The sequence below is a fragment of the Janthinobacterium sp. PSRC1-1 genome, from assembly GCF_049897525.1.
GTDB classification, from domain to species: Bacteria; Pseudomonadota; Gammaproteobacteria; order Burkholderiales; family Burkholderiaceae_D; genus Janthinobacterium; species Janthinobacterium tructae.
On record NZ_JAFCWK010000008.1, the window covers coordinates 136,008 to 152,204 of the forward strand.

Genomic DNA, 16,197 nt, shown 5'->3' on the forward strand with positions numbered 1-16,197 from the left:
CTCAAGGGCCGCCTCGTGCGGCCTTTTTCATTTTCATTACCAGGATTTACTCATGCAATCGCTTTGGATGTTATTCGCCAGTTTCATGTTTGCCATCATGGGCGTGTGCGTCAAACTGGCGTCGGATATGTATTCGACGTCCGAAATCGTCATGTATCGCGGCATCATCGGCATGAGCGTCATGGGCTGCACGATTTTGTACCAGGGCGGCAGCTTTAAAACCACGATGCCGGGCCAGCATCTGTGGCGCGGCGTGGTGGGCGTGATCGCCCTGTGGCTGTGGTTTTATGCCATCGCCATCCTGCCACTGGCCACGGCCATGACGCTCAATTACATGGCGCCCATCTGGATCGCCGTGATCCTGCTGGCCGGTGGCTGGTGGAAAGGCATGCAACAGGTCGAGTGGCCGCTGGTGGCAGCCATTGCCATGAGCTTTGTCGGCGTGACCCTGCTGCTGCAACCCGTGTTCGAGAGCGACCAGCTGGCCGGCGCCATCACGGCCTTGATTTCCGGCATGCTGTCGGCCCTCGCCTACTTGCAGGTGCGCAAGCTGGGCTTGCTGGGCGAACCCGAATACCGCGTCGTGTTTTATTTCTCGGTCGTCAATTTCCTCGCCGGCGTGATCGGCCACGTGGCCAGCGCCGGCGGCGGCCCCGTCGTCTGGCATGCGCACACAAGCGCCTACGGCATCGGCTTGCTGGCCGCCATCGGCCTGTGCGCCACCATGGCGCAGATGGCCATGACGCGCGCCTATCGCCTGGGCAAGACCCTCGTAGTTGCGAATTTGCAATACACGGGCATCGTCTTTTCCAGCTTCTGGGGCGTGGTGATCTTTGGCGACCTGTTCGACTGGCACGGCTGGGCCGGCATCGGCGTCATTCTCGCCTCCGGCATCGCCGCCACCTATTACAATACCCGCAACACGGCCCGTGGCGCGGCGATCGCGCGCACGGATCCCATCGCCAGCGAAGTGTAAAGGAGCGTTCCTGATGTACACCACCTTGATCCAGGCCAGCGAACTGGCCAGCCACGTAAATGACAGCGACTGGGTCATCCTCGATTGCCGCCACGACTTGCTCAACCCCACGGCCGGCAGCGACGCGTTTGCCGCCGGCCACATCCAGAACGCGCAGTTTGCCGACATCGACACGGCCCTGTCCGGCCCCAAGACGGCGCGCGGACCCCAATTTACCGGACGGCATCCCTTGCCCGACCGCAACGCCCTGCTGGCCACCTTGCGCGGCTGGGGCATCGACGACGACACGCAAGTGGTCGCCTATGACGGCCAGGGCGGCATGTTCGCCGCCCGTCTGTGGTGGCTGCTGCGCTGGCTCGGCCACCCGAACGTCGCCGTGCTCGACGGCGGCCTGGCCGCCTGGCAGGCGCAAGGCTTGCCGCTGGTCACGCCCGTGGCACCACGCCCTGTCGGCAAGCTGACGGAAAAAGCCAGCCTGACGCGCACCGTGACCGTGCAGGACGTCGTTGCGAACCTGGAAACCCGGGCGTTGACGGTCATCGACGCGCGCGCCCCCGACCGTTACCGGGGAGAAAACGAAACCATCGACCCCGTGGGCGGCCATATCCCCGGCGCGAAAAACCGTTTTTTCAAGGATAACCTGCAGGCGGATGGCCGCTTCAAATCCGCCAAAGAACTGGAGCAGGAATTCGCGGGCCTCATCAGCACGGCTGAATCGACCATCCTGCAATGCGGCTCGGGCGTGACGGCCTGCCACAACCTGCTGGCCCTGGAAGTGGCGGGTTTGACCGGCGCGGCCCTGTATCCGGGTTCGTGGAGCGAATGGTGCGCCGACCCGGCGCGGCCGGTGGCGACGGGTAATTAAGAAAAATGGCGGACCAGATGGTCCGCCATTTTTTTTCACCCGTGGATAACTATTAACTTATCCCCAGCGCTTGATTCAACTGCGCCAGTTCCGCCTGCCACGCCTGCTGGCTGGCCGGCTTCTGGTGGCGCGGTTTTCTCGCCAGATCTTCCGCCAGCAATTGCTCGAGTTCGCACAAGCGTTCCAGTTGCACGTCGACGTCCGTCAGAACCACAGACGCATGCTCCACGCGCGGCGCGGGTGTCAACGCCGGCCCATCCTCGGCGCTCAGCCTTGCATAGGCGCTGGCCGCGTCCGGCCACTCTTCCAGCTGGCCATCGGCCACCACCCAAAAACGGTTGCAGGCCGTCTCGATCAGGTCGCGGTCGTGCGACACCAGCAGGCAGCCGCCGGCAAAGCCCTGCAACGCTTGCCCCAGCTCGGCCTTGCCCTGCATGTCCAGGTGGTTGCTCGGTTCGTCGAGCAGCAGCAAATGATAGCTGGCCAGCGACAGGCCCAGGAACAGCAGCCGCGCCCGCTCGCCGCCGCTCAGGGTGGCCACCGTCTGGCCATGGCGCGCATACGGGAAACCGGCTGAAATCAAGGCCTGCTTGCGCGCCACCTGGCTGCGCGCCGCCTCGTTTTGCACGGCAAACGGGTACAAGGCGTCGGACAGATCGGCCGTATCGGCCAGTTGCTTGAGCGACTGGTCGTAGTAACCGATGTGGGCCGCGTGGTGGTAGCGCAAGTCGCTACGCTCCTCCTGTGCCTGGATCGCTTGCCAGCACAGGCGCAGCAAGGACGACTTGCCGCTGCCGTTGGCGCCCAGCAAGGCGACCCGGTCGCCCGGTTTCAGCCACAGCTGGCCCACCTGGAACAGCAGCGGCGAGGCCGGTACGGCGCGCACCTCCAGCCCATCGAGCGCCAGCAGCTGGTCGGCCGCCAGCGCCTTGCCGCGCAGGATCAGGCGCCAGGGCGCGCCATCGCTGACGAACGACTGTTCCTCCTGCAGCTTGTCGATGCGCCGCTGCATGCTCTTGGCCTTGCGCGCCATACCGACGTTATCGTAGATCTTGCCCCACAAGGCCAGGCGGGTGCTGCTGACGGCCAGGCGGTCGATTTCCTTCTGTTCGGCCGCATGTCTGGCGGCAGCGGCAAGATCGGCTTCGGCCAGCGCCGCCAGCGCCGGGCCGCACGGCAAGTCGAAATCGTACAGCCGGCTGTCGCGCAAGATCCAGCTGCGCGTGGCCACATTGTCGAGCAGGCGCTGGTCGTGCGAGACGAGGATGAAGGCGCCGCGCCAGCTCAACAGGAATTGCTCCAGCCACAGCAGCGATGGCAAATCCAGGTGATTGCTCGGTTCATCGAGCAGCAGCACGTTCGGTTCCTGCAGCAGGGCACGCCCCAGCAGCAGCCGCGTGTGCTGGCCGCCGGACAAGGAATGCACGGGCACGTGCGCCGTCTCGTGCTCGAAACCTAACTCGGCCAGCAGGCTGTCGATCCGCCAATGCAGTTCCGGCTGCGCCAGCACGGGCGCCAGCAAGGCGTCGTACAGGCTCAGGTTGGCAAGTTCGGCCGGCAAGTGCTGCTCCACATGCTGCAAGCGGCAGGCACGGGCATAGTGGATGGTACCGGCAGTCGCTTCGCGGGTGCCGCTGAGCAAGCCCAGCAAGGTGGATTTACCGCAGCCATTGTGGCCGATCAGGCCGATGCGGTCGCCCTGGCGCAAGGTAAAGGCGAGTTCATTGAAGAGGAAACCGTCGTGGGTGTCCAGCTGTAAAGCTTGGGTAGAGATCAGGGTAGTCATGGCTCTTGTCTTTGTTCGGGATGCAAGCATCCGCGTTAACAGGAGCGCTAACGACAACGGAGTACCAGGAAAGGACTCGTTTAGGAGGGTGGCTTTGCTCTGGCCAGGTTATCGCAGCGCGATAGAACGTGGGCAAGAGCTGGCAAATGCGCTTAAAGAGCGTGCGCGCCACAAGGCGAGCAACAGATTTTCTTCCATGATATTTTCCTCCTTTCTGTGCAAGTTAGTCAGAAAGGCAATACTACACGCACCGGGTCAGTACATCAACCGCCGTGGCGCTTATGCGTCAGGAACAGCACGATGCACACGCCCAATCCGATCAGCAGCACTTGCGGGATGGTTTCGCGCAAGGTGGCGCGGCGCTGCATCTGCGGCATCAGATCGCTCAAGGCGATATAGATGAAGCCGGACGAGGCGAACACGAGCACGTAGGGAATCAGATTGCTGGCGCGGTCCAGGGTGAAATAGCCGAGCAAGCCGCCGGCCACCGCCATCAGGCTGCACAGCAGGTTGAAGATATACGCGCGCAGGCGCGAGAAACCGGCATTGAGCAGCACGATGAAGTCGCCGATTTCCTGCGGGATTTCATGCGCGATGATGGCCAGGCCCGTCACCAGGCCCAGCTTCGGGTCGGCCAGGAAGGCGGCGGCGATCAGGATGCCGTCCGTAAAATTGTGCATGCCGTCGCCGACCAGGATCATCCAGCCGGCCTTGCCCGCCTCGTGCTTGTCGTGGCCGTGCGCATGGTGGTGGCCATCGCCTTCGTGGTGGTGCGAATGGCGCAGGATGGCAAATTTTTCCAGCATGAAGAAGGCCAGCAAGCCCGCCAGCAGGGTGGCGAACAGGCTGCGCGGGTCGGCCTGCGATTCGAACGCTTCGGGCAAGGCGTGCAGCAATGACGTCGACAACATGATGCCGACGGACAAGCTGACCATGCGCTCGACCACCTTGGACAGGAATGCAAACGAAAAGATCGCCGCCGCGGTAATGCTCAACACGCCCGCGAGCGTGGTCGCGAGCAAAATGGATATAAGGACGGGATCGATGATTTTCTTACCTCAAAATGGCGCCGGCCTACGGGCGCCCGCGATGCTGGCGTCTGGCTTGATTTGTACGGTGTTGCTTATTATTCAATCTTGTGCGCGCTTGGCGGCAGCGTGGCGCAGTGAAGATGCAATTGTACTGCATTGACGCGCACCGGGCATTTTACAGCCCGGTGCACTTTTCGCGGCAACTTCCGGAAAATTTAGGTAGTTTGCTGTTGCGGCATTACGCCACGCCGTGGCTTTTGAACCAGGCCAGGCAGCGAGCATAGCCGTCTTTCGCATCGGCCGCCACATAGCTGGGGCGGTAATCGGCGTTGAAGGCGTGGCCCGCATCGGGATACACGACGAATTGCGACTGGTTGCCGCCCTTGGCCAGCGCACCCTTCATCTTCGTGATCGATTCCTGGCTGATGCCCGTATCCTTGCCGCCATACAAGCCCAGCACGGGGACTTTCAAGGTCGGGGCGATATCGATGGGGTTGCTCGGTTGCAAGGGAGTCGCTTCGCCCACCAGGCGGCCATACCAGGCCACGCCCGCCTTGACGGCAGGATTGTGCGCCGCGTACAGCCACGTGATACGGCCGCCCCAGCAAAAGCCGGTGATGCCCAGGCGGCTCGTGTCGCCGCCATTCTGCTTCGCCCACGCAACAACCGCATCGAGGTCCGCCATCACTTGCGCGTCCGGCGTCTTGGCGATGATGCCTTTCATCAACTCCGGGATGCTGGCCACCTTGGTGGGATCGCCCTGGCGCACGAACAGATCGGGCGCCAGGGCCAGATAACCGTGCTTGGCGAAACGCCGCGCTATGTCGGCGATATGCTCATGCACGCCAAAGATTTCTGAAATGACCAGGACCACGGGCAAACCCGTCTTGCCTTCCGGCTGGGCCGCATACACGGGCACGGCCTGGCCATCGACCATCACCGACATGCTGCCCGTGACAAGCCCGGCGGAATCCGTCTTGATGACGTTTTGCGCCGCCACGGGCAGCACGGCCACGGCAAACCCCGCGCCCAGCGCTACCTTCAGGAAACCACGCCGGCCATCCAGCCCGGACAGGCTGCTCTGGCCCAGCAAACTTTCACAATCGGTGATCATGTCGCTCATGCGCTTCCCCTGAATATATTGCCTTTGGAAATGTCGGCTTACGCTGCGCTAAGCCGACCTACGGTCACTGCTCATCACTCTTGATCGGCACGTAGGTCGGCTTAGCGGGGCATGCCCCGCGTAAGCCGACACCGCATCAGTGCGCTTCGTCCCAATTTTTACCAATACCGACTTCCGCCGTCAGCGGCACCTTCAGATCGGCCACACTAGCCATCATTTCCGGCAGCTTGCGCTTGACCAGTTCCAGTTCCGCGTCCGGCACTTCCAGCACCAGTTCATCGTGCACCTGCATGATCATCTTCGTTTGCAAGCCGTCCGTTTCCAGCCAGCCTTGCACGGCGATCATGGCCAGCTTGATCAGGTCGGCGGCCGTGCCTTGCATCGGTGCGTTGATCGCCGCCCGTTCCGCGCCCTGGCGGCGCGGGCCGTTTGGCGAATTGATTTCCGGCAACCACAAACGGCGGCCGAACACGGTTTCCACGTAGCCGCGCGCCTTGGCTTGCTGGCGCGTGTCTTCCATATACTGTTTCACGCCCGAAAAACGCGCGAAGTAGCGGTCGATATAGCTTTGCGCAGCCGTGCGGTCCACGCCCAAGTTACCGGCCAGGCCAAATGCGCTCATGCCGTAGATCAAACCGAAGTTGATGACCTTGGCGTAGCGGCGCTGTTCGCTTTGCACTTCCGCGGCCGGCACGCCAAAGATTTCAGCGGCCGTGGCGCGGTGAATGTCGATGCCGTCGGCAAACGCGCGCAGCATGGCTTCATCGCCCGAGATGTGCGCCATGATGCGCAATTCGATTTGCGAATAGTCGGCCGAGACGATATGGCTGCCCGGCGGCGCGATGAACGCTTCGCGGATGCGCCGGCCTTCCGCGCTGCGGATGGGAATATTCTGCAAGTTCGGATCGTTCGACGCCAGGCGTCCCGTCACGGCCACGGCTTGCGCATAGTTCGTATGCACCCGGCCCGTGGTGACGTTGATCATCTTCGGCAATTTGTCCGTGTAGGTCGACTTCAGCTTGGCCATGCCGCGGTATTCGAGCAGCACTTTGGGCAGCGGATAATCCTCGGCCAGCTTTTGCAGCACCTCTTCATCCGTCGAGGGCGCGCCCGTCGGGGTTTTTTTAATTACCGGCAACTTCAATTTCTCGAAGAAGATTTCACCGATCTGCTTGGGCGAGCCTAAATTAAACGGCTGCTCGGCCAGTTCATACGCCTTCTTTTCCAGCTCCAGAATCTTCACGGCCAGCTCGGCCGACTGGATGTTGAGCAATTCGTCATCGATCAGCACGCCGTTGCGCTCGATCTTTTGCAAGACCACGGCCGTCGGCATTTCGATCTTTTCATAGATGAAGGTGAGTTTTTCATCGTTCGCCACATTGCCCCACATGGCATTGTGCAAACGCAAGGTGACGTCGGCATCCTCGGCCGCGTATTTCGCCGCCTGCTCTACCTCGACCTGATTGAACGTGATCTGCTTGGCGCCCTTGCCGCACACATCCTCGAACGGGATCGTCGTGTAGTTCAGGTGGCGCAGGGCCAGGCTGTCCATGTCGTGCTTCTTGTGCGATTCGAACACATACGATTCGAGCAAGGTATCGTGGGCGATGCCGCGCAACGTCACGCCGTGGTTGGCGAAGATGTGGCTGTCGTATTTCAGGTTCTGCCCCAGCTTGGGCTTGGTCGCATCTTCCAGCCACGGGCGCAATTTCGCCAGCACGTGTTCGCGGCTCAACTGATCCGGCGCGCCCGCGTAGTCGTGCGCCAGCGGGATGTAGCAGGCGGCGTGCTCGGCGACCGACAGGGAAATGCCGACCATTTGCGCCGTCATCGGTTCGAGCGAAGTGGTTTCCGTGTCCACGGCGCTCAAAGGCGCCGCATCGATCAGGGCGATCCATTTGTCCAGCTGCTCATCCGTCAGCACGGTTTCATACACGGCCTCGACTGCTGGCGCGGCATCGGCAAACATGTCGCCGGTCGTATTCGTCGTCGCTGCAGGCGCGCCGACGGGCGACATCGGCGGCGGCGCCGCGCCCAGTTCGCGCAGCAGCGCCTTGAAGCCGTAGCGCTGGAAGAAGGCCAGCAAGGCTTCCTTGTCTTCGTGTTGCGCCACCAGCGAGTCGGCGATCGTCGTCATGTGGCCGGACAGATCGCAATCGGTCTTGACGGTGATCAAGGCGCGCGCCTGCGGCAGCCATGGCAGGGCCGTGCGCAGGTGCTCCCCCACGGCGCCGCCCACCTTGGCCGCGTTTTCCATCACGCCTTCCAGGCTGTCGTACAAGGTCAGCCATTTGACGGCCGTTTTCGGGCCGCATTTCGATACGCCCGGCACGTTGTCGACGGTATCGCCGATCAGCGACAGATAATCGATGATGCGGTTCGGCGGCACGCCGAACTTGGCCAGCACGGCCGCTTCGTCGAGCTTTTCATTGCTCATGGTATTGATCAGCGTCACCTGGCTGTTGACCAGTTGCGCCAGGTCCTTGTCGCCCGTGGAGACCACCACGTTCATGCCGGCGGCGGCCGCCTGCACGGCCAACGTCCCAATCACGTCATCGGCTTCCACGCCGTCGACCATCAGGATGGGCCAGCCCATGGCGCGCACGGCTTCGTGGATCGGTTCGATCTGCAGGCGCAGGTCGTCCGGCATCGAGGCGCGCGTGGCCTTGTACTCGGGATACATGTCATCGCGGAATGTCTTGCCCTTGGCGTCGAACACGCAGGCGATGTAGGCGGCCGGGTAATCGGCGCGCAGGCGGCGCAGCATGTTGACCATGCCGTGCATGGCGCCCGTGGGATAACCGTCCGGGCTGCGCAGGTCAGGCAGCGCATGGAAGGCGCGATAAAGGTAACTGGAACCGTCGACTAACAGCAGGGTGTTTTGCATAATGCCAATAAAATAAGGTGAGCCGCGCCAGCCGGGAAGAAACAGCGGCGGCGGGTGGAATATCGCCCAATTATCGCAGAGTTTAGGGCCGCGCCACCGGTCGCCACGCATGCCGTTCCTGGCGTTTTTTAGCAACCTGGCGGCCCCGTGCCTGCGTGCGGGCTGCCACTGCCAGCCATTTCGCCTCATTTAAACAGCATTGCCTACCAGTTTGTTACAATGCCTTATAGATAAATTGACGGCAATACAGCACTGCACGCGCTGCAGTCCCACACATGGAAGCGAACCCATCATGATGCGTACATCGACACTCTGGACATTCCTCGCCCTGCCCCTGCTGGCATGTTCGGCCATCGCCAGCGCCCAGACGCCAGCCAAACCGAGCGAAGCACCGCCACAGCTCGAACGTATCGAGGAAATGGGCGAAGCGCCCATCACCGTGGCGCCGGCCGCCGCCAAGCAGCAGATTACCGAAAAACGCGAAGCGGGCGTCACCAGCGAAGTGAAAGTCACCAGCGGCGGCAGCACCTATTACATGAAGCCGGCCGCCGGCGCCGACCAGGCCAACGGCAACGCCCTGCGCGGCCCGCAATGGAAAGTGCTGGAATTCGACCTGGGCAAGAAGAAACAGAAACAACGCGACGACGAGGCAGCAGACGTGCCAGCACCACCCGCAGCAGCGAAGTAAGCAGCCACTCTCTTCTGCCCTGCCCCGGCCACCTGCGGGGCAGCCGGCTTTTTTTGACCTTTTAGACCATTCCCCTCTTTCCCATGGCAGTTTTTACCGCGCTACACCTGGACGATATCGGCCAGTGGCTCACGCAGTTTCCACTCGGCAAACCTCTGGCGCTCAAGGGCATCGCGTCCGGCATCGAAAACAGCAATTTCTTCCTGAGCACGGAGCGCGGCGAGTATGTGCTGACGATCTTTGAAAACCTCAGCTTCGAGCAATTGCCGTTCTATCTGCAACTGATGCGTCATTTGGCGGACCGGGGCGTGCTGGTGCCCGCGCCGATCGCCAACGCCGATGGCGAGCTGGTGACGGCCCTGCAAGGCAAGCCGGCCGCCATCGTCAGCAAACTCGACGGCAGCTCGCAGATGGCGCCGCAAGCCGTGCATTGCGCCGCTGTCGGCGCCATGCTGGCGAAGATGCACCTGGCGGCGCAGGACTTCCCCCTGCAGCAGCCGAACTTGCGGGGACTGCAGTGGTGGAACGCCACCACACCGCTGGTCTTGCACCACCTCGACGATGCCAAGGCGCATTTGCTGCGCGCGGAAATCCATTTCCAGGACGCTTTTGCGGCCTGTGCTACCTATAAAGCCATCCCGCGCGGCCCCGTGCATGCCGACTTGTTCCGCAACAACGTCATGTTTGACGGCGAGCAACTGACGGGCTTTTTCGACTTTTATTTTGCCGGCTGCGACACCTGGCTGTTCGACGTGGCCGTCACCGTCAACGACTGGTGCGTGGACCTGGCGACGGGCGTGCTCGACAAGGTGCGCGTGCGCGCCCTGCTCGACGCCTACCAGGCCGTACGCCCGTTCACGCAGGAAGAACAGACGGCATGGCAACCGATGCTGCGCGCCGCCGCGCTGCGCTTCTGGCTGTCGCGCCTGTACGATTATTACCAGCCGCGCGAAGCGGAAATGCTGACCCCGCACGATCCCACGCATTTCGAACGCATTCTGCGCGAACGTATCGCCACACCTGCCCCGGAACTGTTTTAAACATGGAAAAATTACCTGCAAGTACAGGTTGGCAATGGGTGAAACAGGGATTCTCCCTGTTTCGCAAGCAACCTGGCGGCATGTCGATGCTGTTTCTCGGCTATATGTTCTGCATGCTGGCCGTCAGCATCGTGCCCCTGCTGGGACAAATGCTGCCCGTTATTCTGGTCCCCGTGTTTTCCATCGCCTTCGTGCAAGGCTGCCTGAATATCGACCAGGGCAAGCGCGTCTTGCCCAGCCTGTTGATCTCGGGCTTCCGCAAGCCGGCGCTTCCGTCCCTGCTGGGCCTGGGCGTGCTGTACATCCTGATGGCCATCGTGGCCATCGGCGCCTCGACCCTGGTCGATGATGGCTTGCTGTGGCAACTGGTCACGGGGCAATTGACGGAAGAAGCGGCGCGCGCCGCCATCCCCGAATCGCGTATGGGCCTGGGCATCCTGCTGGCCATCGTGCTGTATGTGCCCGCCGCCATGGCCTTCTGCTTTGCCGCGCCGCTGATCTACTGGAAACAAACCAGCCTGGGCAAGGCGCTGTTCTTCAGCTTTTTCGCCGTCTGGCGCTCGCTGTCGGCCTTCATCGTCTTCGCCGCCACCTGGTTCGCCATCAGCGTTGTCACCAGCCAGTTACTGGCCGTCATCTTTGGCCGCACGCCGCTGATGATGCAGCTGATGATGCCCCTGTCGATGATCTTGACCATCATCATGCATTGCTCGTTCTACGCCGCCTACCGCCAGATCTTCGGCGTGCCCGTCGATGAGAGCAAGACGGTGTCGCTGGACAAGCCGAACGACTGATTTTCACGCCGCATGCAAAAAGGGCAGCCTGCGCAGGCTGCCCTTCTTTATTGCTGCTCAGCAAACTAGCGGCCCAGGCGTTCCAATTTGGCAATCCCCAGGTCCAGCACCTTCATGCCATGCTGTCCGAAGTTGATCTGCGCGCGTGCATTGCCGCCGCCGCCTTCGATATTGACGATCACGCCTTCGCCGAACTTGGCGTGCGCCACCGATTCGCCGATGCGCCAGCCGCCACCTGTGGCTTTTTGCGCGATCTTTTGCGCAATCGCGTTGTCCGACCCCAGACTGGCCACCTTGGGCGCTTCGTCCCAGGCCGACTTGCGGTTGCCGAACCAGTTCGCCTGCACCTTCGGCGACAGCCATTTCAGCGCTTCTTCCGGCAACTCGTCAAAGAAGCGCGACTTCATGTTGTAGCGCGTCTGGCCGTGCAGCATGCGCGTCTGCGCAAAGCTCATATATAAGCGTTTGCGCGCGCGCGTGATGGCCACGTACATCAGCCGGCGTTCCTCTTCCACGCCATTGTCTTCCTTCGAGCTGCTTTCGTGCGGGAACAGGCCCTCTTCCAGGCCGGTAATGAACACGTTGTCGAATTCCAGGCCCTTGGCCGAGTGCACCGTCATCATCTGCAGCGCATCCTGGCCCGCCTGCGCCTGGTTGTCCCCGGCTTCCAGCGACGCGTGCGATAAAAATGCGGAGAGCGGCGACATGACGGCCGGCAGCGGCGCGTCGGCGTCGAGGATTTCGATACCATCCTGGTTGACGACGGGCGCACCCGACTGCGCCTGGGCGCTTGGGCCCAGATGGGCCGGTGCCGCCTGGCCGAAACCCTCTTCGGAAACGAACTGGCTGGCCGCGCTGACCATCTGCTCCAGATTCTCGATGCGGTCGGCGCCTTCTTTTTCATTCTGATAATGCTGCAGCAAGGTACTCGCTTCCAGCACCACTCTGACCATTTCCGGCAGCGACAGTTGCTGCGTTTCGAAACGCACGCCCTCGATCAGCTTGACGAAACCGGCCAGCACGCTGCCCGCCTTGCCCGCCACGTAGGGCACGGAGGCGTACAGCGAAATGCCGTATTGCTCGGACGCTGCCTGCAATTGCTCGATAGAGCGCATGCCGATACCGCGCGTGGGGAAATTGACCACGCGCAAGAAAGCGGAATCGTTGTGCGGATTGTCCATCAACTGCAAGTAGGCAATCGCGTGCTTGACCTCGGCGCGCTGGAAGTAGCGCTGGCCGCCGTACACGTGGTACGGAATGCTGGCTGAAAACAGCGCATGTTCGATCACGCGCGACTGCGCATTCGAGCGGTACAGAATCGCGATTTCGCTGCGCGAGGCGCCATCGGCGATCAGGCTTTTTGCCTCTTCGATGATCCACTGCGCTTCCTGCAAATCGGAACTGGCTTCATACACGCGCACCTGCTCGCCATGGCCCGCGTCCGTGCGCAAATTCTTGCCCAGGCGCTTGCTATTGTTCGCGATCAACACGTTGGCGCTGTCGAGGATATGGCCGTGCGAACGGTAGTTCTGCTCCAGCTTGATCAAGTTCTTCACCTGGAACTCGTGCTCGAAGGCGCTCATGTTGCCGACATTCGCGCCGCGAAACGCGTAGATGCTCTGGTCATCGTCGCCGACGGCAAACAGGGCGCCGCCATCGCGGCTGCCGTGGCCTGCCAGCAATTTCAACCAGTTGTATTGCAGATTATTCGTATCCTGGAACTCGTCCACGAGGATGTGGCGGAAGCGCGCCTGGTAATGTTCACGCAGGGGCTGATTGCGGCTGAGCAATTCGTACGTGCGCAGCAGCAATTCAGCAAAATCGACGACGCCTTCGCGCTGGCACTGGTCGTCGTACAGCTGGTACAGCTCGACCATCTTGCGCTCGTGCGCGTCATACGCTTCCACATCCGTGGCACGCAAACCCTGGTCCTTGGCGTTGTTGATGAAATACATCACCGTCTTCGGCGGGAATTTCTCATCATCGATATTGTTCGCCTTCAACAAGCGCTTGATCACGGACAACTGATCCTGCGAATCGAGGATCTGGAACGTTTGCGGCAAGGCCGCGTCACGGTAATGCGTGCGCAGCAAGCGGTTGCACAGGCCGTGGAAGGTGCCGATCCACATGCCGCGCGTGTTGATTGGCAGCATGGCCGACAGGCGCGTGAGCATTTCCTTGGCGGCCTTGTTGGTAAAGGTCACGGCCAGGATGCCGGGCGGCGATACCTGCTGGGTCTGGATCAGCCACGCGATGCGGGTGGTCAGCACGCGGGTCTTGCCCGAACCGGCGCCAGCCAGGATCAGCGCATGCTGGGCCGGCAAGGTGACGGCAGCCAATTGTTCGGGATTGAGGTTGTGAAGAAGATTTTGCATGCCGTGATTATACCGGCATGGCTAAAAATACTGTGCATTTGTCCAGCGGTCGCGCCAGTTTTCCATGTGCGCGCTACAATCGGCGTCCCGACACAGCGTCCTGTATCCGATGACACCACCCACTCACCTCGACGGCGCCCGCGTACTGGCCTGGGCCTGGTCCGACTTGCCGTTCGGCCACGTCACCGATGCGCATGGCGCCGCCCCCATCGCCATCCACGGCCTGGCCGTGTGCCGCTACGCAGACGAGGCGCGTGTGTATCGCTTCAGCTGCGATGTACACTGGGAAACGCTGCAAGATGAGGTGCATGCCAGCGTGGACGAGGCCAGGGAGCGGTTGCCGGCGCAATACCGCGCCGTGGCCGCCACCTGGAATCTTGCCTAGCGCACCAGCCTGGCCTTGCCTTCGCTGAGCGCCTGGGCGATCACCTGGCGCGTGGTCTTGTCGGCTGCTTTCGATGCCGTTTCCTGCTGGCGTCCCAGCGCTTCCATTTGCTTGCCCAGGGTTTCCATCGGCTTGCCGCGCTGACCTATCTGACGCGACAGCGCATCCACCTTGGCCGCTTCGCGCTCTTGCGTGGCGGCAATGCGATCGTTGACCTCTTCCATGGCGTCCTGCGCATCCTCCATCTGCTGCTGCAGGCGCTCCACCTCGCGCCCTGCCGCACGGCGCGCTGTCTCCGTGGTCGCTTGCGCCTGGCGGCGCGCCGCCTCGCCCATCTTGCGGCCCAGTTCCTGCTGCTGGCGGCCCAGCGTTTGCAGCTGCTCCGCATCGCGCGTAACTCCATTCGCCTGCGCTGCGCCATGGGCGCCCATCTTGCGGCCCATTTCGCCCATGGCCTTGCCATGTTCGCTCATCTGCTTGCCCAGGCCGCTCATTTCCAGCCCCAGCTGCTGCGACGGCTTCCAGGCGTCGCGCACGCGGGCCAACAGCGCGGCATCCTGCGTCACATAGCCCTTGCCCTGGTCGCGGAACCACAGGAAATGCCCCTTGAGCGAACGCTGCAGCTGCTTGATCTGCTGGCCATCGACATCGGTGCCTGCCATCGTGACGCTATCCTCGCTGCTGTCGACGAGCGCATAGCCATCGCCGCTACCCATGGAGATATTGATCTGCTTGCTGAGCGGCGCGGGCGGGGCCGGTGGCGCGGGCGGCTGCGGCGCCTGCACGGCCAGCGCGCTGCCGCCAAGCACGATACCGGCCAGGCTGAGGATCAAACGGTGGGAAGTGGACATGGCTGCCTCGTCGCAAAAGTAGTGGAGCGCTGACTGTAGCGGCGGATGGCTCACGGCTCCAGCATGGTGCGACAGGCTGCAAAAAACCCTGCCTGGACGGCAGGCTTGCGCGACGGATGGAAGCGGGGCAAAAAAAAAACGGAGGCCGCAGCCTCCGCAAAAACGCCGTGGTACGGCGTATTTCAATTAATACAGCACGACGGAGCGGATCGATTCGCCGCTCTTCATCAAGTCGAAACCCTGGTTGATATCGTCCAGTTTCAAACGGTGCGTGATCAAATCATCGATATTGAGCTTGCCTTCCATATACCAGTCGACGATCTTCGGCACGTCCGTGCGGCCGCGCGCGCCGCCGAAGGCGGAACCCTTCCATACGCGCCCCGTCACCAGCTGGAATGGACGGGTGGAAATTTCCTGGCCGGCCGCCGCCACGCCGATGATGATGGACTGGCCCCAGCCCTTGTGGCAGCACTCGAGCGACTGGCGCATGGTGGTGGTGTTGCCGATGCATTCAAACGAATAGTCGGCGCCGCCGTCCGTCAGTTGCACGATGGTGTCGACCACGTTGTCCACTTCGTTGGCGTTGACAAAATGCGTCATGCCGAACTTGCGCGCGATGGCCTGGCGCGCCGGGTTGATGTCGACACCGATGATCTTGTCCGCGCCGACCATCTTGGCCGCCTGGATCACGTTCAGGCCGATGCCGCCCAGGCCGAACACGACCACATTCGCGCCCGCCTCGACCTTGGCCGTGAACAAGACGGCGCCCACGCCCGTCGTCACGCCGCAGCCGATGTAGCACACCTTGTCGAATGGCGCGTCTTCGCGGATTTTCGCCAGGGCGATTTCCGGCACGACGATATAGTTGGAAAAGGTGGACGTGCCCATGTAGTGGAAGATGGGTTGACCGTCGATGGAAAAGCGCGAGGTCGCGTCCGGCATCAGGCCGCGGCCCTGCGTCGAGCGGATCGACTGGCACAGGTTCGTCTTTTGCGACAGGCAAAATTTGCACTGGCGGCATTCCGGCGTGTACAGGGGAATGACGTGGTCATCCTTTTTCAGGCTTTTCACGCCCGGGCCCACATCGACGACGATGCCGGCGCCTTCATGGCCGAGGATGGACGGGAAGATGCCTTCCGGATCGGCGCCCGACAAGGTGTAGTAATCGGTGTGGCAAATGCCCGTGGCCTTGATCTCGACCAATACCTCGCCCTCGCGCGGGCCGGCCAGATCGACTTCCTCGATGGTCAAAGGCGCGCCCGCCTTCCATGCAATCGCTGCTTTGGTTTTCATGTGTGTCCTGTGGTGTGTGCTGTGTATGGTTGAACCGGGCGCGCCAGCGCGCCGTAGCGTCACATCATAACAAGGCAGGCGCCGGCGTGCCACGCCGGCACCC

Annotated in this window: 13 protein-coding genes; 6 read left to right on the forward strand and 7 right to left on the reverse strand. The window is 62.1% G+C overall.

The window, feature by feature from the left end:
- Positions 1–52 precede the first annotated feature (52 nt).
- Together ACP7DW_RS18835 and ACP7DW_RS18840 are read left to right on the forward strand one after the other, a co-directional pair.
- On the forward strand, positions 53–976 hold the full coding sequence (locus ACP7DW_RS18835) for a DMT family transporter (RefSeq protein WP_426056118.1): 924 nt from the start codon (positions 53–55) through the stop codon (positions 974–976).
- Between the two features lie 13 nt (positions 977–989).
- Entirely contained in the window at positions 990–1,841 is an 852-nt protein-coding gene (locus tag ACP7DW_RS18840) for a sulfurtransferase (RefSeq protein ID WP_426056117.1), read from the forward strand.
- A 52-nt stretch (positions 1,842–1,893) separates the two neighbouring features.
- Here the strand turns inward: ACP7DW_RS18840 and ACP7DW_RS18845 are convergent, their stop codons facing one another.
- The 4 genes from ACP7DW_RS18845 to polA all read right to left on the reverse strand — a co-directional run bounded on the left by ACP7DW_RS18845 (position 1,894) and on the right by polA (position 8,668).
- Positions 1,894–3,627, reverse strand: coding sequence for an ABC-F family ATP-binding cassette domain-containing protein (locus tag ACP7DW_RS18845; protein ID WP_426056116.1), 1,734 nt, complete (start codon positions 3,625–3,627; stop codon positions 1,894–1,896).
- A 263-nt stretch (positions 3,628–3,890) separates the two neighbouring features.
- On the reverse strand, positions 3,891–4,649 hold the full coding sequence (locus tag ACP7DW_RS18850; protein WP_096233833.1) for a ZIP family metal transporter: 759 nt from the start codon (positions 4,647–4,649) through the stop codon (positions 3,891–3,893).
- Between the two features lie 247 nt (positions 4,650–4,896).
- Positions 4,897–5,781 (reverse strand): dienelactone hydrolase family protein, encoded by an 885-nt coding sequence (locus ACP7DW_RS18855; RefSeq protein WP_426056115.1) that lies wholly within the window; start codon positions 5,779–5,781, stop codon positions 4,897–4,899.
- Positions 5,782–5,917: 136 nt separating this feature from the next.
- Positions 5,918–8,668 (reverse strand): DNA polymerase I, encoded by a 2,751-nt coding sequence (polA, locus tag ACP7DW_RS18860; protein ID WP_426056114.1) that lies wholly within the window; start codon positions 8,666–8,668, stop codon positions 5,918–5,920.
- Between the two features lie 292 nt (positions 8,669–8,960).
- Between polA and ACP7DW_RS18865 the strand changes: the two genes are divergently transcribed.
- The 3 genes from ACP7DW_RS18865 to ACP7DW_RS18875 all read left to right on the forward strand — a co-directional run bounded on the left by ACP7DW_RS18865 (position 8,961) and on the right by ACP7DW_RS18875 (position 11,190).
- On the forward strand, positions 8,961–9,356 hold the full coding sequence (locus ACP7DW_RS18865; protein WP_426056113.1) for a hypothetical protein: 396 nt from the start codon (positions 8,961–8,963) through the stop codon (positions 9,354–9,356).
- 83 nt (positions 9,357–9,439) lie between these two features.
- Positions 9,440–10,396 (forward strand): homoserine kinase, encoded by a 957-nt coding sequence (locus ACP7DW_RS18870; RefSeq protein ID WP_426056112.1) that lies wholly within the window; start codon positions 9,440–9,442, stop codon positions 10,394–10,396.
- Positions 10,397–10,398: 2 nt separating this feature from the next.
- Positions 10,399–11,190 carry a BPSS1780 family membrane protein gene (locus ACP7DW_RS18875; RefSeq protein WP_426056111.1) on the forward strand — a complete coding sequence of 264 codons (792 nt, stop codon included), beginning with the start codon at positions 10,399–10,401 and terminating at the stop codon, positions 11,188–11,190.
- Between the two features lie 65 nt (positions 11,191–11,255).
- Here the strand turns inward: ACP7DW_RS18875 and ACP7DW_RS18880 are convergent, their stop codons facing one another.
- Positions 11,256–13,565 carry a UvrD-helicase domain-containing protein gene (locus ACP7DW_RS18880; protein ID WP_099760678.1) on the reverse strand — a complete coding sequence of 770 codons (2,310 nt, stop codon included), beginning with the start codon at positions 13,563–13,565 and terminating at the stop codon, positions 11,256–11,258.
- Positions 13,566–13,674: 109 nt separating this feature from the next.
- On the opposite strand from ACP7DW_RS18880, the gene ACP7DW_RS18885 reads away from it, so the two are divergent.
- Complete coding sequence (locus tag ACP7DW_RS18885; RefSeq protein ID WP_426056110.1) at positions 13,675–13,950, forward strand: hypothetical protein; 276 nt, start codon at positions 13,675–13,677, stop codon at positions 13,948–13,950.
- On the opposite strand, the gene ACP7DW_RS18890 is transcribed toward ACP7DW_RS18885, so the two are convergent.
- A complete protein-coding gene (locus ACP7DW_RS18890) occupies positions 13,947–14,801 on the reverse strand; it encodes a hypothetical protein (RefSeq protein ID WP_426056109.1) in 855 nt (284 codons plus the stop codon). The two genes, ACP7DW_RS18885 and ACP7DW_RS18890, sit on opposite strands and share 4 nt — an antisense overlap.
- Before the next feature lie 186 nt (positions 14,802–14,987).
- Positions 14,988–16,094: an S-(hydroxymethyl)glutathione dehydrogenase/class III alcohol dehydrogenase gene (locus ACP7DW_RS18895; RefSeq protein WP_141171723.1), complete on the reverse strand. Its 1,107-nt coding sequence runs from the start codon at positions 16,092–16,094 to the stop codon at positions 14,988–14,990.
- Between the last annotated feature and the right edge of the window lie 103 nt (positions 16,095–16,197).